15 protein-coding genes and 1 tRNA gene are annotated in these 19,712 nt (G+C 67.0%); 8 read left to right on the plus strand and 8 right to left on the minus strand.

Features of this window, described 5'->3' with window-relative positions; all coding sequences use genetic code 11:
* Positions 1 to 120 precede the first annotated feature (120 nt).
* Together ON41_RS05280 and ON41_RS05285 are read right to left on the minus strand one after the other, a co-directional pair.
* Positions 121 to 531 (minus strand): hypothetical protein, encoded by a 411-nt coding sequence (locus ON41_RS05280; RefSeq protein WP_051160995.1) that lies wholly within the window; start codon positions 529 to 531, stop codon positions 121 to 123.
* Positions 516 to 2,945, minus strand: coding sequence for an AAA family ATPase (locus ON41_RS05285; RefSeq protein WP_051160996.1), 2,430 nt, complete (start codon positions 2,943 to 2,945; stop codon positions 516 to 518). The genes ON41_RS05280 and ON41_RS05285 overlap by 16 nt, the downstream gene beginning before the upstream one ends.
* Before the next feature lie 673 nt (positions 2,946 to 3,618).
* Between ON41_RS05285 and ON41_RS40015 the strand changes: the two genes are divergently transcribed.
* Positions 3,619 to 4,260, plus strand: a complete 642-nt coding sequence (locus ON41_RS40015; protein WP_083905158.1) for a type IV toxin-antitoxin system AbiEi family antitoxin domain-containing protein — start codon at positions 3,619 to 3,621, stop codon at positions 4,258 to 4,260.
* Complete coding sequence (locus ON41_RS05295) at positions 4,257 to 5,006, plus strand: nucleotidyl transferase AbiEii/AbiGii toxin family protein (protein WP_040745632.1); 750 nt, start codon at positions 4,257 to 4,259, stop codon at positions 5,004 to 5,006. The genes ON41_RS40015 and ON41_RS05295 overlap by 4 nt, the downstream gene beginning before the upstream one ends.
* Positions 5,007 to 5,057: 51 nt before the next feature.
* On the opposite strand, the gene ON41_RS05300 is transcribed toward ON41_RS05295, so the two are convergent.
* From ON41_RS05300 to ON41_RS05315, 4 genes are all read right to left on the minus strand, one after another.
* Positions 5,058 to 6,893: a hypothetical protein gene (locus ON41_RS05300; protein ID WP_040745633.1), complete on the minus strand. Its 1,836-nt coding sequence runs from the start codon at positions 6,891 to 6,893 to the stop codon at positions 5,058 to 5,060.
* Between the two features lie 529 nt (positions 6,894 to 7,422).
* Positions 7,423 to 7,495 (minus strand) — tRNA-Arg (locus ON41_RS05305).
* Positions 7,496 to 7,573: 78 nt separating this feature from the next.
* Complete coding sequence (locus tag ON41_RS05310) at positions 7,574 to 9,034, minus strand: flavin-containing monooxygenase (RefSeq protein ID WP_040745634.1); 1,461 nt, start codon at positions 9,032 to 9,034, stop codon at positions 7,574 to 7,576.
* Between the two features lie 104 nt (positions 9,035 to 9,138).
* The gene (locus ON41_RS05315; RefSeq protein WP_040745635.1) at positions 9,139 to 10,746 is read right to left on the minus strand and encodes a flavin-containing monooxygenase; all 1,608 of its coding nucleotides are present in this window, start codon (positions 10,744 to 10,746) and stop codon (positions 9,139 to 9,141) included.
* Positions 10,747 to 11,239: 493 nt separating this feature from the next.
* On the opposite strand from ON41_RS05315, the gene ON41_RS05320 reads away from it, so the two are divergent.
* From ON41_RS05320 to ON41_RS05335, 4 genes are all read left to right on the plus strand, one after another.
* Positions 11,240 to 12,874: a long-chain fatty acid--CoA ligase gene (locus tag ON41_RS05320; RefSeq protein WP_040745801.1), complete on the plus strand. Its 1,635-nt coding sequence runs from the start codon at positions 11,240 to 11,242 to the stop codon at positions 12,872 to 12,874.
* 150 nt (positions 12,875 to 13,024) lie between these two features.
* A complete protein-coding gene (locus tag ON41_RS05325; protein WP_040745636.1) occupies positions 13,025 to 13,495 on the plus strand; it encodes a YiiD C-terminal domain-containing protein in 471 nt (156 codons plus the stop codon).
* Positions 13,496 to 13,642: 147 nt separating this feature from the next.
* Positions 13,643 to 15,259 (plus strand): acyl-CoA synthetase, encoded by a 1,617-nt coding sequence (locus tag ON41_RS05330; protein WP_051160997.1) that lies wholly within the window; start codon positions 13,643 to 13,645, stop codon positions 15,257 to 15,259.
* Positions 15,260 to 15,344: 85 nt separating this feature from the next.
* Positions 15,345 to 15,722, plus strand: coding sequence for a DUF2255 family protein (locus ON41_RS05335; protein WP_040745637.1), 378 nt, complete (start codon positions 15,345 to 15,347; stop codon positions 15,720 to 15,722).
* A gap of 218 nt (positions 15,723 to 15,940) precedes the next feature.
* Here the strand turns inward: ON41_RS05335 and ON41_RS05340 are convergent, their stop codons facing one another.
* Together ON41_RS05340 and ON41_RS05345 are read right to left on the minus strand one after the other, a co-directional pair.
* Entirely contained in the window at positions 15,941 to 16,333 is a 393-nt protein-coding gene (locus ON41_RS05340; RefSeq protein ID WP_040745638.1) for an SCO5389 family protein, read from the minus strand.
* 57 nt (positions 16,334 to 16,390) lie between these two features.
* On the minus strand, positions 16,391 to 17,440 hold the full coding sequence (locus tag ON41_RS05345) for a nitronate monooxygenase (protein WP_174411297.1): 1,050 nt from the start codon (positions 17,438 to 17,440) through the stop codon (positions 16,391 to 16,393).
* Between the two features lie 299 nt (positions 17,441 to 17,739).
* Between ON41_RS05345 and ON41_RS05350 the strand changes: the two genes are divergently transcribed.
* Positions 17,740 to 18,495 (plus strand): M23 family metallopeptidase, encoded by a 756-nt coding sequence (locus ON41_RS05350; protein WP_083905147.1) that lies wholly within the window; start codon positions 17,740 to 17,742, stop codon positions 18,493 to 18,495.
* 59 nt (positions 18,496 to 18,554) lie between these two features.
* Positions 18,555 to 19,532 (plus strand): helix-turn-helix transcriptional regulator, encoded by a 978-nt coding sequence (locus ON41_RS05355; protein ID WP_040745640.1) that lies wholly within the window; start codon positions 18,555 to 18,557, stop codon positions 19,530 to 19,532.
* Positions 19,533 to 19,712: the final 180 nt, after the last annotated feature.

The following is a 19,712-nucleotide window of genomic DNA, read 5'->3' on the forward strand; positions in this document are numbered from 1 at the left end:
TGGTGTTCCGCCAGATGCGGGCGGCGGATGTTCGGCAACCACCGCCACGAGACCGGCTACTCCATGTGCTACCCCCGCAGCAACAACACTGTGGCCGACCCGGCAAAAGGGATTCGATATTCAGTCCGGTGGGGTAGCGTCGTGGGCTCGATGCCGCCGGATAGCGGCGTCGATTGCTTCGATGATGTGTTCGGCGGTGTCGTGCCAGCGGCGCAGCTCGGCGGCCGATGGGGCTGGCTGGTGGTCGTGATGGTGGGAGGTGGCCGACAGTTGCGACCACAGCAGCCGGGCATCGGCGGCGGCCTCGGGGCCGATGTATTTCTGCACCACCAAGAATTGGGCGCGCAGGGTGACGTGCGTCATGGGCGGGGAGACCGTCGACCAGAGTTCGCGGACGGCGCGTTCGAGCGCGATGCGCAGCAACCATGCGCAGGCGCGGGGCCACATGCCGGCAAGGTCGGTGTTCGCGTTGGTGATGAGGGTGTCGACGCTGCGGAGCCGGTCGGCGACCGGGATCAGCGACTGATCCACTTGGTGATCCTTTCCGCGCGGTTGATGAGGTCGCCGAGGTCATCGTGGCTGCAGCCGTGCGCGCCGGAGTTGCAGGTTTTGACGACTTGTGAAGCCCACGGGGCGATTTCGCGGTCCATCATGTCCAGGACTTCGCTTTCGCGGTGGCGGTCCAGGAGCATGGCGAGCGCGAGTTTCGGTACGGTGCGTTCGGTGGCGTCGAGTTGTTCCTCGATGGCGTCCTGGGGGAATCCGTTCTCGCCGAACAGCCGCCGGACCCGTGCGGTGCACGCCGATTCGATGGCCGAGCGGCAGCACAACGCGATCATTTCCCGGGCGTGCTCACGGGGCAGACCGCGGGTGAGGCTGAGTGCGCGGGCGTCATCGATATAGGCGCGGACCGGGTCGGCCGAGGTCCGGACCTCGACTTCGGACCGTTCGCGGCGCAGCACGTCGAGAACCGTGGCCGGAATGCGCAGGCGGCGAACGGCTTCCGATAGCCGCAGGTCGTGGGTGAACACGATCACCTGACGGGTGCGGGCCACCTCGTCGAGCACTCGCGCCAGTCCGTCGACCTTCGCCGGATCCATCGACTGGACCGGGTCGTCGATCATCAGGAACCGGAAGGGGCTTTCGGGAGCGGTGGCACGCGGCAGGAACAGCGACAGGCCGAGGGCGTGCAGTTCGCCCTGGCTCATCACTCCGAGTGCCGCGCCCGCGACCCCGTCGACCGTGACGTCGAGTTCGACCTTGCGGCTGGAGGCGTTGCCCAGCAGGGAAACTCCGCCGAGTTCGACGTTGCTCTGCTGGCGCAGTGTCGTCCACACCTGCTGCGACATTTCGGTGATCGGTCGCATGCGCTCGTTGCGCAACTGTGCCGCCGCGCCCTTGATCCAGGCCTCGGCCGCCTTCACAACCTTCAGCTCGGCGGCGTTGTCCGCGCCGGCGGAGGCGTCATCGACCCAGGCCGCGATCCGGCGGGCCAGAGGTGACCAGGCGTCGTCGAGCTTCGCGAGTTCGGCGCGGGCGTGTTCCCGTAGCCGGCTCAGTGCCGCGTTCACCGTCCGGAATCGGTTGGGCAGCTGCTCGATGAGATGCGCTGGATCCGCTGTGGCGAGATCGGCCCAGGCCTGCCACGCGGTGACGGTGTCGCGCGAGTCGAATACGGAGCCCTCGGAGGTGTCGTCCGCCGCCGCTGCGGTCAGGGCTGGCGGTATCGGCTGGATCAACTGACGCACCTCGGTCAGCGCCGCCGTGTGCTCACGCCGAGCAGTGTCCAGCGCGGCGGTGTGTTCGCGGATGCGGGTGACGGTGGCGCGGGTGCGTTCGCGCCATGCCCTATCGAGGCGTCCGACTCCGCAGACCGGGCATTCGCAGTCGTCGTCGCCCGCATACACCGCCGCCGAATCCAGCAGTTGGACCAGTCGGGCTCCGGATTCGGCTTCGGTAGTGGCCAATTCGGCGAGCTTGTGTGTCGCATCGAACAGCCGGCGATGTGCCTGTCGCGCAACCTGTTCGGGCGGTAGCTGTACCGCCGCCACCGCCGACAGCACCGCCCCGGACCCCGACGTCTCGGTTCGCCCCAGGACGATGCCGGATACCGCCTCGAAGTCGGTGGTCGGAGCGTCCAGCAGCGCCCCGACTCGTCGGGCTCGCTCATCGTCGATATCCGACAATTCGGTGAGCAGCACCTCCCTATCCCGTTTGACCGCCTTGCGGGCATTGTCGAGATCGAGCCGCCGGCGCGACAGTGTCGTCACCGCGTCGGTGAGGTCGTCGAGGCCGAGCAGGCTGTGCAGTGCGTCGTACATCCCGCTCGGCGAGCCGTCGATGAGTGCGCCGAGCTCGCTGTAGGACAGGAACGGGCGGAACAGCTCCAGCGGCCGCGTGAGAGGGGTCCGATCCAGCGGTTCCGGCGCGCCTTCACCGCGCCGGGTCGTCCACCGTCCGGCGGACAGCTCCGCTCCCTCGTCCCATCGGCCGGTGAGGGTGACCGGGTTGTCCGCTCCCTGCGTCTGCAGTTCGATGTCGATCTGCGGCGCTGCTCCGTCGTGCAGGTTGCGCCAGCCGGTCTGCCATATTTTGGATCTGTTCGCCCAGCGCTGGTTGTTGCCGGTGAGCGCGAATTCGGCGGCTTCGGCGAAACTGGATTTACCGCTGCCGTTGCGACCGACGATCAGCGTGAGCCCCAGCGACGGCTGAATCGACAGTCGGGTGGTTGGTCCGATCCCGCGGAATCCGTGCACGGTGACCGACCGCAGGAATATCTCGGACATCACGGGCGACTCGGGCGAACCGGGCGCGGACGAATCGCCGAACGCACGCAGAATCGCATCGGCGACAGTGGGATTCAGGGATTCGTCCGCGCGAACCTTGCGGCGGACCAAGTCGATGAGCGGCTCGGCGGGCGGTGCGGGCTCAGTGGGTTCGGACATATCGATCCTCTACTCGGTCGTATGGATGCCGATCTAGGTGTCGGCCCGGCGTGGAGGTGGTGCGGCCATCGATGCGCCGGTGCGTATTCTGACGGAGAGTGCAGTGTCTCGCCGGGAAAGTGATGTGCTACATCAGTTTCCGCATGGCTACCGGTGGGGAGAAGGTCTGCCGGGGGGTGCGCTTGCATGTCTGCGTGGATCGGATCGGCGACTGTCCGGACCGGTGACGGTTGCGCAGCTCGATTTGGGCGAACGGGTGGGTCCGCCGTAACCGATGTTGCGCCGGACTCCCGACGTGTGCGCCGCGCCATCTCCGCCCGCTGCCAAATGGAACTGGGAGATATCGACGGCGGCCTCACCGCGCTGCGCGCCGTACTGGCCGAAGTCGTCTCCGCCGACGGCGACTCCAGCGAGCTCGCTCTGGATCTCGTCGCGATCTCGCTGAACTGCTCGGCGGTACCGGCGACTACCGGGCAGGTCTGGAATCCTCGAGCCACTTTATGCGGACCTGTGCGTACTGCGTGGGCCGGGCGATCCGTTCACCGAAGAGGTCGGTGGTTTGCGAGATCAGCTGTTGGCGGCGGCCGAACCGTGAGCGAGGCAGCCTTCTCCGGTATTGTGCATTTCGTTGGGTTATAGCCAACTATGTGCGTAGTTCTGGGAGGTAGTGTTCGTGGCCGAGCATCGCAGTACACCGCTGCCCAATGAGTTCTGGCGTGCGCCGCTTCGGACCGTGCGGCCCCAGGATTTGGTCGACATCTATGCCCAACCTCGGCCCGAGGTCGCCCGGCTCGTCGATCGAGGACTGCTGCACCGCCTCGCTCACGGCTACTACGTCATCGTCCCACCGGACTATGTTGGCCGGACCTGGCTGCCTGGTCTCGAGGCGGCTGCCGCGGGTATCGCTGCAACGATTTACGGGGCGGATCGGGTTGTCGTCATGGGTATCAGCGCGGCTCGCCTGCTGGGGGCCATACCTCGTGCGTTGGCGACTGCGGTTGTGGCGGTTCCGAGTCAGCACCGGCCGATCGCATTGACCGATCGTTCGGCCCAGGTTCGGTTTGTCCGCCGAGATACCGACGCTCTCGATGCCGAGCAGATCAGGACTTCACTGGGCCCGGCGCTGGTCACTACTCCGGAACAGACGGTACTCGATCTTGCCCGGCGTCCGGAACTGGGCAATGCCGAGGCCGAGGTTCGCACGGCGATCGCGACGCTCTACCACCGGAGTGATTCGGCAAGACTCACACAGCTCGCTACTGAGCAGCGTCTGGGTGTGGCGCTTCGACGTGCAGAAAATTGGGTCGGAGCATGAGCATCGACGAACGCGACAGTGTCGCAATGCAATTCGGTGTTTCGCCGGAGCAGGTCGAGCGTGATCATCTGATCTCCCACCTGCTGGCGGCAATCAGCCGAGGGTTCGGTGACCGGCTGCACTTCATCGGCGGAACCGCCCTTGCCCGTACACATCTGGTGAGCGGCAGGCTCAGCGAAGACGTCGATCTGGTGGCGTTGGACAACAGATCGGTACTGGCAGCCGAACTCGACGCGGCTCTGCCGCGATCCGTCGCGCGGAGTTATGGTCGGCTGGAATGGGCACCGTCGCTGAGCAACGTCTCGGATGCGGGGGCTGCCAACCTTCGCTCCGCGTCCGGTGTATCCGTCACGATCCAGTTGCTGTCGGCACGCGGCCGAATGGCATGGCCGACCGAACTCCGCCGTCTCCAGCAGCGATACAGCGACGTGCCGTCGGCCGAGCTGTTGGTGCCTACGCTGCCTGCCTTTGTTGCAGGGAAGACGGCGACATGGCACGACCGGCGTGCATCACGCGATCTCTGGGATCTTTGGGCACTGAGCGGCATCGGCGCGATCGATAATGCTGCGGGAGCGTTGTACCGGAAAAATGGTCCGACAGGCCGGCTCCCTGGCTCGCAATTATTCGATCATGCGCCGGGCGAAGACGATTGGCACACGCAATTGGCTGGGCAGACCCGGTTGGTGATTACGGCCGAGTCCGCACTGGCCGCGGTTCGAGATGCCTGGGCGCGAGTCGTGGCGTGACTTGTTACGTTCCGATCGCCGTGGCGGCATCGGCCGCGAGGCGGGAGGCCGTCAGCTGGTCTTGGTATTGGTGAGGTGGGGGCCGATGTAGCCGATGTAGATCTTGCGGTCGTTGGACCAGTTGTCCAGGTAGTAGAGACGTGGGCTGATCTGGCTGCTGCGTCCGAGACGGAAATGGGCCTGCATGATGATTCGGCCAGACGGTGCGACGCTGGTGGGCACGGGAAAGATACGTTCGTCGCCCCACTGTTGCATCGTCTTCGGGGATTCGCTGGCGGCGAACTTTCCCAATGAGACAGTGCGGTAGCCGGGAGGCGGGTCGCTGAGATACGCATGAACGTTTCTGCTGCAGGTCGGATTGTCGGTGCGGGCTCGAAGATAGTCGCGAAGTGTCAAGAGAACTTCCCAGGCGACGTTTGCTGTCGTGCCGTGCGCGTCGTGACGGTCTAAATCGCCACAGATGTCCTGGTCACCCGTGAATTCGATACCATCCGGTTCGAGTTGCCCCAGTTGGTCTAGTAATTGCAGGTAGGAGCCAGGGTACTCGGTGCGTTCGGATGGCGGAACGACGATGTTGTAGGCACCGGCATCGGCCAGTTGCCTTCGCAGAGAGCCGATTTCCAGCTGTTGTGAGTGGGTAGTGTCGGTGAGTCTCTGACGTTCTTCTGTCTCCAAGCCCAGCTGGTATTCCAACTGCTCGATGCTGTCGTTGCGTTCGCTGACCAGGTCCTCGAGATGATTGATCTCTTCTTGTTTCTCCTCGACCAGCTGGTCGGCGCGCGATAGGGTAGCCGCGTTGTGGTCAGCGTCGGCACGAATCTTTATCGCCTGCAGCGCGTCCCGGGTGATGGTGGTGAGTCCGAGGATCTCTCGAACCAGCGCCAGATCAGGATCGATCAGCGTTGTCGTCGACGTGGCGGCAGACGCCGAGTCCGTGGTTGGTTCAGCCAGCGTTGTTGCCGCGTCGCTGTCGGTCGGTGCATGGACACCAATTGTCGGCTCAGTGGTCGGGTCGGGCTCGACAGCCGGATTCGCGAGACCCGGCTCTGTGGGAGCGTCGTAGGCCGTGGCGATGTTGCTGCCCTGGAGAACGTGCTTGTTCTCGACGCGGTCCAGTGTGCGCAGAGCAGCAATCAGGTCTTTGGGCAGTTTATGGGTAGCTGCGTGCCGACGGGCGATCCGCCCGAGCAACTGCTGTAATGCCCTGTCGGGAAGTTTCGTGAGTGTGGCGGTGGCCAAGTAGCGATGCCGCAGGGCATCGTCCGGGTCGTCGAAGTCGGTACCGGGCAAAAAGTTTCTAATGGTGCCTGGTGCCACCGCATGCTGCTCACCAGCAAGGCGGTGGAACTCCGCAGTGGCTACTGGATCGAGTACCGCAAATTCGGCTTGCGCGGTGAGCTCCTTCGACCATTTCCTAGCCTTCTCCAGGAAAATGTCGAAGGGCAGTTGATGGTTGGTTCCGGCGACGAATATCAGGCCATGACGTTCGGGCGCCTGCACGCGCGCGACAAGGTCGGCGACGCCTGAGTACGGGACCTGTTGTGCAGTGCGGGCTAGTTGAAGCGACTCGCTGGGCTTGATGGTCAAGCCTTCAACGAGTTCCCGGGCAATCCGTGGGGCGTCGACGAACCAGCCGCGTTGGTTGCGGACCTGCAGCAGAAACCATCCATCACCCGATTTGCTGGTGTAAGCGGCGAGCTCGGTCCGCCATGTGTTGTCTGGTCGGGTCTCTGACCAGCGGAACCGGATGATTTCAGTTGTGGGCAGGGCCTGTCGAGCTACGCTGAGCCGGTACTCATTCTGTTCCCGTATGCCGGATTCGGTGACGGTCTGTCGCCACCCTTTGCCACGCACCCACTCGGCGAACTCGTGGACGATGAAGTCCATCGACGTTTTGTCGGAGTCGAAGCGGACGAAAGTCTGGTACGGGTCGTCGGATTCGCGCTTGAGCGCCGGTCGTGAGCTGGAACGGCTCGGCCGCCGTGCCGTCAACGGGGTCGGTCGAGCATGCCTACTCACTGTGGTCACCTTTCTGGCCGGACTTGGTTGGAGCTCGCGGCCGAGGGACCGGAAAGTATTCGTACAGTGAGTGAGTAATTGGCTTCTCAGACTGCGATGTTCCGTTTGAGCCATTGGGACTCTACCTCGTTCAGTATCCAGTCGCCAAGCAGTGAGCGAAGCCGGATCTGGTTGTAGCACAACCCGTTATGGCATGTATGACGGTCTTCTCGGTCATGTCTGCATCGCGCGTTGCCGAGAGTTCTCCAGATCTGGTTCCGGTGTGGGAATCGAGTCTGGCAGTGTGTGGTGCGCGGGAGGGCTCGAACCTGCGACGTGTGAGCTGGGAAATGCCGAAGCTATTCGGGACTGCAGCATGTCGAACCGCGTTTACCTGTGAAGGCGTGTCGCAGATAAGTGCCCTCGGCAGGATTCGAACCTGCGACACCCGCTTTAGGAGAGCGGTGCTCTATCCCCTGAGCTACGAGGGCTGGTCGGCCAGCGGACCGACTTGGGCGGAGTCTACCGGGTTGGGGTGGGATCGACGGTATCCGAGAGGGGAGGGCAGGTCAGAGGGCGGTCTCGTCGTAGGCGGTGGGGTCGAAGCGGCGGGTTTTCCAGCGGAAGAGGACCGTCGCGCCGGGCCAGTTGTTGGTGATGCGGCCGGAGGCGTTGCGGTACCAGCTGGAGCAGAAGTTCCAGGGGGTGTCCTTGAGGCGGTTTTGGAGCCAATCGTCCCAAGACTGTTCGGCCGAAGCTCGGGGGGAGAGGTAGTGGCCGGGGCGGGTGGATAGATAACGGACGGCCTGGCGGATGTAGCGGGCCTGGGATTCGAGCATGTAGACGATGGAGCCGGAGCCTACGTTGGTGTTGGGGCCGTACATCATGAAGAGGTTGGGGAAGCCCGGGACGGACATGCCGAGGTAGGCGCGGGCGCCTTCGGGGGACCATTCGTCGGAGAGTTTGCGGCCGCCCAGGCCGTAGATGTTCATGGGGGCCAGGAATTCTGTGCCTTTGAAGCCGGTGCCGTAGATGATGACGTCGGCCTCGTGATCGACGCCGTCGGTGGTGCGGAGGCCGGTGGGGGTGACGGACTCGATGCCGGTGGTCTCAACGGTGACGTTGGGCTGGGCGAGGGCGGGGAAGTATTCGTTGGAGAACAGGCCGCGTTTGCAGCCGGCGGCGTAGTCGGGGGTGAGCTTCTCGCGGAGGACGGGGTCGGGGACCTGCTTGGCGCGGTGGCGGTCCGCGATCTTGATGACCGGGCCCTTCATGGCGGGGATGTCGGTGAGGGCCAGGGCCAGGACCTCGAAGAAGCTCCAGATCGCGAAACGCTCCGCGAAGCGGCTGGGTGGGAAGTAGCGGAACAGCGCGTGGTGGAAGGGGGTGTATTCGGTGTCGAACTTCGGCAGGATCCAGGCGGCGGAGCGCTGGAACAGGGTCAGGTGCTCGACGGCCGGCTGGATGCGCGGGATGTATTGGATGGCACTGGCTCCCGTGCCGATGCACGCCACGCGCTTGCCGGTGAGGTCGACGTCGTGGTCCCACTCGGCGGAGTGGAAGGCCGGGCCGGCGAAGGTGTCGAGGCCGGGGATGTTCGGCAGGGCCGGGCGCGACAGCTGGCCGACCGCGGGAATCAGGATGTCGGCGGTCAGCACGGAGCCGTCGGCCGTGCGCACCTGCCAGACGGCCCGCTTCTCGTCGAATTCCGCGTCGGTCACCTCGGTGCCGAAGCGGATCTTCGCGGGCAGGTTGTGCTTGTGGGCCACGGTCCGCATGTACTCGTGGATGTCGGCCTGCTCCGAGAAGCGCCGCGGCCAGTCCGATTTCGGCTCGAACGACCACGAGTACAGTGGGGACGGCACGTCGCAGGCCGCGCCCGGGTAGGTGTTCTCCCGCCAGACGCCGCCGAGGTCCTGGGCCTTCTCCAGCACGGTGAAGGTGTCGATACCGGCGCGCTGCAACTCCAGTGCCAGGCCGAGCCCGGCGAATCCGGCACCGATGATGAGGATGGACGGCGTGCGAGTCATACCATGAGATTAAGTGTCGTCGGCGGCGGCACGAAGAGATCCGCGGTCATCGGATCCATATTTTCGGCCACATTCGAAAGGTCTTCCCGCAGGTCGACGGCCTGTCAAAGAAGTGAGAAGCCGGGGTACCCGTCCTCGCGCTCGGCATCGCACCGCCGCCGGTACGCGCCGAAGCCGCCGAGATACGGCATGAACACCCGCTTCTTCCCGCCCACATTGGCACCGAGATACCAGGAGTCGGCGCGCACGAACAGCGTCCGCTCCGCCACCTCGCCCAGATGGGTGGTCCACTCCGCCGCCGCCTCGGCACGCGCCTCCACCCGGGCGATGCCGGCGCGGCGTGTGTGCTCGATCAGATCGAAGACCCAGTCGATCTGCTGTTCCGAGTGCAGCACCATATTGGCCAGCACCGACGGGGTGCCGATGCTGTTGATACTGAACATGTTCGGGAAGCCGGGCAGCCCGAAGCCGAGGTAGGTGACGGGGCCGTCGCCCAGCGCGTCGCGGATGTGCGCACCGCCTGAGCCCTCGATATCGATCCGCAGCAGCGCTCCGGTCATCGCGTCGAATCCTGTGGCGTAGACCAGCGTGTCGAGTTCGACGAAGCCGCCGGACGTGCGGACCCCCGAGGGCGTGATCTCCTCGATCGGCTCGCGCCGCAGGTTGACCAGCCGCACATTCGGCCGGTTGAACGTCTCGAAGTACCCGCTGTCGGTGCAGATGCGTTTGGCGCCGATCGGGTGGTCGCCCGGAATCAGATCCGCGGCCACCCGTGGATCCTCGACGCGGGCACGGATCTTGGCCTCGGCGAATTCGCGCACGATGTCGTTGGCCGCGAGATCGCTGTTCTGATCCGGGAAGACCTTGTTGAACAGCACGCCGCCGCCGTTCCACCGCTCCTCCATGGCGGCGCGGCGCTCGTCGCCGGAGCATTCGAGGGCAGCGCGCGGGTGACTCTCGTGCGGAGTGGCGGCGGGCGCGTAGGCCGACTTGGCCCGTCGCGCAGGATATTCCGTGCGGATGCGCCGCTGGTCGTCGTCGGTGAGCGGCCGATTCGGGCACGGCACACTGTAATTGGCGGTGCGCTGGAAGACCGTCAGCTCCGCGCACTCGCGGGCGATGATCGGCGTGATCTGGATACCGGACGAACCCGTGCCGATCACCCCGATCCGCTTGCCCGCGAACGAGACTCCCCGCTCGGGCCAGCGCGAGGTGAACAGTTCCTCCCCGGCGAAGGTCCGCGCGCCCGGGAGGTCCGGGCGGATCGGCGCGGACAGGCAGCCGGTGGCGAAGACGACGAACCGGGTCCGATACGCAACGCCGTCGTCGGTGCGCAGCGTCCAGAGCGCCGTGGCGTCGTCGAACCGCGCGCTGATCACGGTGCGGCCGAAACGGTAGTGCCGCAACAGATCGAAGCGGTCCGCCACGTGTTCGAGGTACGCCAGGATCTCCGGCTGTGCGGCGAACCGCTCGCTCCAGCGCCAGCTGTGCTGGAGGTCCTCGTCGAAGGAGTACGAGTAGTCGACGCTCTCCACATCGCAGCGGGCGCCCGGATAGCGATTCCAGTACCAGGTGCCGCCGACGCCCGCCCCCGCTTCGAGGCCGATCACGTCCAGCCCGGACCGCACGGCCCGATGCACCCCGTAGAGACCGGCGAATCCGGCCCCGACGATGACCACGTCGCGGATATCCTGTTCGGCACTGCCCTGCACGGTTGTCCCTCTCCGACGGGATGGCGCGACACTGTCGCCGCGCTCCCCGAGAATCGTCGCCGGGGGGTCGCTGGGGGAGTCGCAGTCCCGGTGATCAGGACGAATGCGGGCCGAGGAGGCCGCGGCGGCGGCGAGTATCCGGCTCGACTGGACAGGTCCCTGATAGGTTCCTTAGTATTTCTTACTAGAGATTTGCTCCAAATAGCCTGTCCTGGTGCGGGTTTGGTGGATCGGCGGTGCCGCAGGGGGTGTCGTCGGAAGCCTGCCTGCCGCGCTGGGCGGCGCCGACCGGTCGCTGTGCGTCGGGTGTAGTCCGGTCGGCGGTGGCGGCTGCATGTGGCGAGGTGGGGTTCGCTACGTGCAGCCGCCTTTTCATGTCGTCCCATGTTTGTGCTGCTAGCAGGTTCGGGCGGCTCGGTTACCGGTGAGTTCGTTTTCGGTTATCCTCGCGGCAGATGTGACCTCGTTCACTGGTGAAGGAGTGGCGGTTCAGATGTTGAGCACGATGCAGGACGAGCAGTTGTCGCTGGCGACCTTGCTGCGCTACGCGACGACGTTCCACGGCGACGCGACGGTCTCCACGTGGACCGGTGACGGGGTGCGGACCACGACCTTCCGCGAGATCGGCGTCGACTGCGCGCGGCTGGCCAACGCGCTACGAGGGCTGGGGATCGGCGAGGGCGACCGGGTCGGCACGTTCATGTGGAACAACACCGAGCACATGGTCGCGTACGCGGCGGTGCCGGCGATGGGGGCCGTCCTGCACGCGCTCAACATCCGCCTGTTCCCGGAGCAGCTGGTCTACGTGGCCAATCACGCCGAGGATCAGGTGGTGCTGGTCGACGGGTCGCTGGTGCCGATGTTCGCGCAGTACCTGCCCAAGCTGCGGACGGTGCGGCACGTGATCGTCGTCAACGGTGACGTCGCGAGCCTGGACGCGCCGGAGGGCGTGCAGGTGCACTCGTACGCGGAACTGCTTGCCGCGCAACCGGATACCTTCGACTATCCCGTGCTGGACGAGCGCTCGGCCGCCGGGATGTGCTACACCTCCGGCACCACGGGCGACCCGAAGGGCGTCGTCTACTCGCACCGCTCCAACTGGCTGCACGCCATGCAGGTGATCTCCCCCAACAGCATGGGCTTCACCGCCCACGACACGGTGCTGACGATCGTGCCGCTGTTCCACGCCAACTCCTGGGGCATCCCGTACGCGGCCATGATGTCGGGGGCCAGCCTGCTGATGCCCGACCGTTTCCTGCAGCCCGGGCCGCTGTTGCAGATGATGGCCGCGGTCAAGCCGAGCTTCGCCGCCGCGGTGCCGACCATCTGGGGTGGCGTGCTGGCCGGCCTGGACGCGCAGCCGCAGGACATCTCGCACCTGCGCACCTGTGTGGTCGGCGGCTCGGCGGTGCCGCCCGCGATGATGCGCGCCTTCGAGGAGAAGCACGGCGTGCGGCTGCTGCACGCGTGGGGCATGACCGAGACCTCGCCGCTGGGCAGCGTCGCGCATTCGCCCGCGGGGTCGACCGGCGAGACCGCCTGGGACTACCGCTACACCCAGGGCCAGTTCCCGGCGTCGGTGCAGGCGCGGCTGGTCGGCGACGACGGCACGGTGCAGCCCAACGACGGCGAGGCGCTGGGCGAGGTCGAGGTGCGCGGGCCGTGGATCACCGCCTCCTATTACTCGCCCGAGGGCGCGCAGGTGGATCCGGACAAGTTCCACGACGGCTGGCTGCGGACCGGGGACGTCGGCAAGATCAGCCCGAACGGCTATCTGACGCTGGTCGACCGGTCGAAGGATGTGATCAAGTCCGGCGGCGAGTGGATCTCCTCGGTCGATCTGGAGAACGCGATCATGGGGCATCCGGCCGTCGCCGAGGCCTCGGTGATCGGCATTCCCGACGAGAAGTGGGACGAGCGGCCGCTGGTGGCCGTCGTCTTCAAGGAGGGCGCGAGCGCCGAGCCCGCCGAGCTGCGGGACTTCCTCGCCGACAAGTTCGCCAAGTGGCAGCTGCCCGAATACTGGACGGTCATCGACGAGGTGCCCAAGACCAGCGTGGGGAAGTTCGACAAGAAGCGGTTGCGGGCGCGGTTTTCTGAGGGGGAGTTGGAGGTTGTGACGCTGTAGTTCCCGGCCAAAAGCGTGCCGGGAAACGGTGGGGGTGCCGTGCCGGGAAACGGTGAGGGCATGCTGTTGGCAAGGCGTCAACAGCATGCCGTACCCTGGGCGGACCGGTCGTCGGCCGGTGCACGCAGTGGTGCGCAGGAAGGATGCCTCATGACCGAGACGAACAGCGACGCCCCGGCCTTCGCGGATGTGGTGAACGGTGCGCTGGAGTTCACGATTCCGATCGCGCACAAGATGGGTGTGAAGGCGCTCGAGGTGCGGCCCGGATTCGCCGCGACCACCGTCCCGATCGAGGGCAACGGCAACCACTTCGGCGTCATGTACGCGGGTGTGCTGTTCACCGTCGCCGAAATCCTCGGCGGCGCGATCCCGATCGCGACCTTCGACACCGCGAAGTACTACCCGCTGGTCAAGGACTTGCAGATCTTCTTCCGCAAGCCGGCCAAGACCGATGTGCGGGCCGAGGCCGCGCTGCCGGAGGAGGAGATCGCCCGCATCGTCGCCGACGCCGACGCCAACGGCAAGGCCGATTTCGCCCTGAACGCGACGGTCACCGATGCCGACGGCGTGGTGGTCGCCGAGACCAAGGGCCTGTATCAGCTGCGGACGCACGGGAAGTAGCCGCGCGGGCAGCATAGCGGGGTAGCCGTCTGGGTACCCCGCGTTAACCTGGGGCACATGCCATAGGTGGTGGACGAGGAGGTCCGGCATGGGGGATGGCCGCGTGTGTGTGGCGCGAGATGTGCGGTGCGGCAAGGGGGTAGGCGCATGACAGTGGATCTGATCCGGTCGCTCGGAACCCGGGTGTGGACCGAACTGGAATATCTGCGGCTGTGTGTGGGCAGCGGCCTGGTCGGCATCGAGTCGCCGCTGCCGCTGCTCGCCGCGGGCACGGCGATGCTGCGGCACGGCGGATTGCCTGCGCTGCTGCGGCTTTCGGCCGGGCGCTACGGCGACCGCACCGCGCTGATCGACGAACTGGGCGCGCTGAGCTACCGCGCCCTCGACGACCGCTCCAACCGGCTGGCCAACGAGTGGCGGCGGCGGGGCCTGCGCTCGGGCGAGGGAGTGGCCATCCTCGCCCGCAATCACCGCGGCCTCATCGACGCGATATTCGCCGCGGCCAAGTGCGGTGCCCGAATCATCCTGCTGAACACCGATTTCGCGGGCCCGCAGCTCCGCGACGTGGCCGCGCGCGAGGGCGCGGATCTGCTGGTCTACGACGAGGAGTACGAACCGATCCTCGGCGACCTGAGCCCGCGGCGCGGCGCCTACCGGGCGTGGACGGACACCAGCCACTCCAGCAGCCTGGAATCCCTCATCGCCGCGGGGTCGCCGGACTCGCCGCCCGCCACCGGGCCGGGGTCCCGGATCATCCTGCTGACCAGCGGCACCACCGGTACGCCGAAGGGCGCCCCGCGCTCGGAACCGCGCTCGCTGGAACCGCTGGGCGCGATCCTGAGCAAGGTGCCCTTCCGCACCCGCGAGGTGACCGAATGCCCGGCGCCGCTGTTCCATACGCTCGGCTTCGCGATGTCGCTGCTGGCCATCGGCTTCGGGTCGACGCTGGTGATCCGGCGGCGCTTCGATCCGCAGCAGGTCGTCGACAGCATGGCCCGCAATCGCGCGACGGCGCTGATCGCGGTGCCGGTGATGCTGGCCCGGATCGCCGATCTCGGCCCGCAGGCGCTGACCGGGCGCGATCTGTCGGCGCTGCGCATCGTCTTCGTGGCGGGCGCGCAACTCGGCGCCGATCTGTGCCGCCGGGTGACGGATCTGTTCGGGCCGGTGGTCTACAACCTGTACGGCTCCACCGAGGTCGCCTACGCCACCATCGCCACCCCGCGCGATCTCGCGGCCGAACCTGGGTGCGTGGGTAAGCCGGTGCTCGGCGCGGTCGTGAAGATCCTCGACGACAACGGCGACGAGGTCCGGACCGGAGCGACCGGGCGCATCTTCGTCGGCAACGCCATCCAGTTCGAGGGGTATACCGGCGGTGGCGGCAAGGAGCTGGTCCGCGGCCTGATGTCCTCCGGCGATATCGGCCACTTCGATTCCGCCGGAAGGCTTTTCATAGACGGGCGCGACGACGATATGATCGTCTCCGGCGGAGAGAATGTCTTCCCCGGCGAGATCGAGGAATTGCTCAACGCGCACAAGGGCATTCGCGAGGCCGCCGTGATCGGGGTGCCCGACGACGAGTTCGGCGCCCGGCTCGCGGCCTTCGTGGTCCGCGATGTCGAGGGTCTGTCCGCCGACGAGATCCGGTCCTACGTCAAGGCCAACCTGGCGCGCTACAAGGTGCCGCGCGAGGTGGTCTTCCTCGGCGAGCTGCCGCGCAATCCGACGGGCAAGGTGCTCAAGCGCGTGCTGCGCGAGCTGTAATCGAGGCGGTGTCGCAGCCGGGACCTGGGGTGACGACAGGGAAAGATGCTTCCCAGTTCACCACCGGACCCGGAAGGAGACGCCGATGGCGAAGTGGACTGCCGACGAGCTCGCCAGGATCGCCGCGACGGACGAACTGCAACTGGCGGCGGCGGGGCACGACGGAACGCTGCGCATGCCGGTGACGATCTGGGTGGTCCGGCACGGCCGCGATCTCTACGTGCGCTCGGTGAACGGGCCCGAGGCGGCCTGGTTCCGGACGGCGCACGACAGCCGCCACGGCCGCATCCGGGCCGGCAGCATCGACCAGAACGTGACCTTCACCGACGCCGACCACGCCCTGGACGACGAGATCGATGCCGAGTACGCGGAGAAGTACCAGCGGTACGCGGCCAGCATCATCGCGGAGGTGACGAGCAGCAAGGCGCGGGCCACGACGATGCGGTTGTTGCCGCGGGGGTAGTTCCCGGCCAAAAGCGTGCCGGGAACAAGAGGGTAGGCGTGCCGGGACAAGAGGGGGCGTGCCGGGACAAGAGGGGGCGTGCCGGGACAAGAGGGACGTGCCGGGACAAGAGGGACGTGCCGGGGACAACAGGGACGTGCCGGGGACAAGAGGGTCGATACGCCGGGGAGGACATACGCAACCGGCGCGGGGATCGCCCGCGCCGGTTGCGTAGTCGGTCAGCAGTTGCGCAGTTCCGGGCTCTGGTTGAGCAGTTGGGCGCGGGTGGAGATGAACCTCGTGTACGTCTCGCCACCGACCTCCGACAGCGGGAAGGCCGCTACCCGGTGGCAGTTCTGGAACGCGAGCTTCACGCCGAAGTGCCGCTCCAGGCCGCCCCGGATGGAGTCGGACGCCATGGCGCGCAGCAGCTGGCCGCGGGCCACCTCGTCCGGCGGGGGTGTCTGGTTGTCGGCGAATTCGGCTGTGCCCGAACGCAGATCGGCTGCGACTCGGCTGACCACCTCGTAGGCGTAGGGCAGCGAGGTGCGGACGCACTCGACGAAATCGCCGTCCGAGATCTCACCGCGTTCGGCCTGTTCGAGCAATGCGGCTGGGACGTCCAATGACATAGCGCTCTCCTCATGGGATGGCGGATGATGTCACCCGAGTCTAAACGAAAAACGTTGTCAACAATCCTGAATCGTGTGCGAGAGTGCCAGTTTCAGGGCGTTTCTCGTCTCGGCCGACAGCGCGCGCACCAGCTCGGCGGCGGGCAGGTCGCGGGTCAGCCCGTGCGTCTGACCTGCCCAGAGGTTTACGGCGTCGGCATTTCCCGCCGCGCGGGCCTCCTTGCGCAACGGTCCGGTGGCGTAATGGATTTCGGGATATGCGGCGGGGGCGTCCGGATGGTCGAGGATGAACCGGTTGCGCAGCCCGCGCGCCCGGCGGCCGCTGAAGGCCCGGGTCAGCATGGTCGGGGCGTCGATCGCCAGGGCGTCGCGGTGCAGTTGCGCGGTCCCGGCCTCGGGGCAGTTCAGGAATGCCGTGCCGAGTTGCGCGGCGGCCGCGCCGGCGGCCAGCGCCGCGGCGATGCCCGCACCGGTCGCGATCCCGCCCGCCGCCACGACCGGCGCCTCGACGGCAGTGGTGAGTAGTTGCAGCAGCGCCAGGGTCGACAGCGGGTCGGCGGCGTCGTCAGCGGCCCGGTCCACGAAGGTGCCGCGGTGCCCGCCCGCCTCGGCGCCCTGAGCGATCAGGACGTCGGCCCCGGTCTCGATCGCGATGCGCGCCTCGGCCACCGAGGTGACCGTCACCCACACCTCGGAGCCGACCGCGTGCAGCCGGGCGACCTCGGCCGCGGAGGGGCAGCCGAAGGTGAACGACACCACCGAGACAGGATCGGTCACCAGGACGTCCAGCTTGGCGTCCCAGTCGTCGGTGTCGAAGCGCGCCTCGCCGAGCGTGAACTCGCGCCCGAGGCGGTCCAGGTATACGGCGAAGTGCTCGGGCGGCGTGGGCGCGCCGGGAACGAACAGGTTGACGCCGAAGGGAGCGGGCTTCGGGAGCAGTGCCCGGGTGCGCACGATCCGGTCGGCGGTATCGCCGGCGCCGAGGTATCCGGCGGCGAGGAAGCCGAGCCCGCCGGCGGCCGAGACCGCGACGGCGAGTTCGGGTGTGGAGGGTCCGCCGGCCATCGGCGCCAGCACTATGGGAGTCCGCAAGTCGTCGAGGATCACATCACCAGTCTGGCCTATGTAACGCCCGTCCAGAACCGTGCCGTCGCACTCACCTGGGCTTTTGTCCAAGAAGGTTGCGAAAAGGTCACGACGGAGTACAGTTTCCGTCACGGCGTATGCCGAATCGTTACCGAAAAAGAGGTTTCGAAACGGCAGCGTCACCGAGTTGATCGACGCTAGGACGAAACTTGCCGCAGCACCGTGAGACCTCCACTTCCGTATCTGTCAGGGACTTGCTCGGAGATGGTGTTACCGGTCGTCCGAACCGGCATCGCGCCGAACCGCGCACCGCGGACCGGATGAAGCTGGCGGCCAGCGCCGCCGTCGCGGCCGGGGCCCTCGTCGGCACCGCCGCTCAGCTCGCGCACGCCGCTCCGCTACTCCCGGTCGGTCACGACAGCAGCGACACCGACGAGATCGCCGCGGACACCCAGGCGGAGCCGGCCGCGCAGGCCAAGCAGGCCGCCGCCCCGGTGGCCGCCGAGAAGTCCGAGCCCGCCCCCGCCCCGGTGGCGGCCGAGCCGGTGGCCGCCGCGCCGATCCAGCCCACCCCCTTCGGACTGCAGAACCTGCCGCCCGAGGTCGCGGGTCCGCTGGCCCAGGCCGAGCAGGTGATCAAGGGCCTGCAGAACCAGGTCGCCCCCGCGCAGGCGGTGCGCCCGGTCGCCGGCGTCGTCAGCTCCGACTTCGGATCGCGCTGGGGCGCATTCCATTACGGCGTCGACTTCGCCGACTCGATCGGCACCCCGATCCACTCGGTGGAGAACGGCACGGTCATCGAGGCCGGACCGGCGTCGGGCTTCGGCCTGTGGGTGCGCGTCAAGCACGACGACGGCACCACGGCCGTCTACGGTCACGTGAACGACATCCTGACCAGCGTCGGTCAGCGGGTGAACGCCGGTGACGTCATCGCCACGGTCGGCAACCGCGGCAACTCCACCGGCCCGCATCTGCACCTGGAGATCTGGGACCCGGCCGACAACAAGATCGACCCTGCGCCCTATATGGCCAGCAAGGGCGTCATCCTCTCGCAGCAGTCATGGGGACCCCAGTAATCGTCGCGGGTGTCAACGGGCGCGTACGGGCGCGACCGGCGGTTGCAGGGGCTGGTGGTGTGACGGGTTTACACGAATTGTTCGACGCCAGATCCCTTCACGGACGCGCCTACGCGGCACTCGTACAACACCCGCGATCCAGTCTGGTCGAGCTGGCCGAATATCTCGAGAGCCCGCTCGAGGCGGTCGAGGCCTCGCTCGAGCGGCTGTGTGACATGCAGGCGGCGGTGCGCATCGATACCAACGGCGCGATCGTCTGGGACGCACATGCCCCGGAAGCGTTGTCGGAGGCCGAATCCCGGCGCCGCCAGGTCGACACCGCACGCATGCACGCGGCCGCGGCGCGACTGGGTGAGACGTTCCGGTCGGTGCGCCGCACCGCGCGCGGCGACGGGACCATCGTGCCGATGTACGAGGCGCGCGAGCTGGTCGCCGAATTCGAGGATCTGCAACGCGCGGCCCGCGGCAATGTGCGGCTGGTCGAGCGCGGCCCGTACGTCCTGGACACCGACCGGGCCGAGCGGATGTTCGAGCTGAAGTCGGCCCGCATCGACGCCGGCATCCGCTACCAGACCCTGTATCAGGACACCATCTACCAGGACCCGGACCGGCTGCGGTTCGCGCTGGCCACCAATTCCGCCGGGGCGCACGCGCGTACGCTGCCCGATCCGCCGCTGAAGGTGCTGATCGTCGACGGCGAGCGGGCCTGCCTGATGCTGCACAACGACGAGCGGCGCGGCGATCCGATGGGCCTGCGCATCGGTCCGTCCCCGACGCTGGACCTGCTGGTGCGCACTTTCGATGTGCTCTGGTCGCTGGCCGCGCCGATCTCGGTGAATCCGGGCGAGCCGCTGGACGAGCGCGATCGGGCCATCCTCACCCTGATGGGCCTGGGCGCCACGGACGACACCATCGCCCGCCGGCTGGGCATGTCCCGGCGCACGGTCGTGCGGCGCACGGCCAGCCTGCTCGAGCGCCTGGGCGCGAGCACCCGATTCCAGGCAGGTGTGCAGGCGATCCGCCGCGGCTGGCTGTGATGCCCGGTACCCCGGTGGGCTGTGATGCCCCGGGTCGACTGCCGTTGTGATACCCCGGGTCGACTGCCGTGACGCCCCGGGTCCTTGTGACCCGGGGTGTGACGGCTACCACCTTTTTTGAAATCTCGCGCAACAAGCGGACCCCCTAGTACCGATGAGTAAAGGGAGTTTGCGACGGCG

This window comes from Nocardia transvalensis NBRC 15921 (genome assembly GCF_000308875.1).
Taxonomy (GTDB): domain Bacteria; phylum Actinomycetota; class Actinomycetes; order Mycobacteriales; family Mycobacteriaceae; genus Nocardia; species Nocardia transvalensis.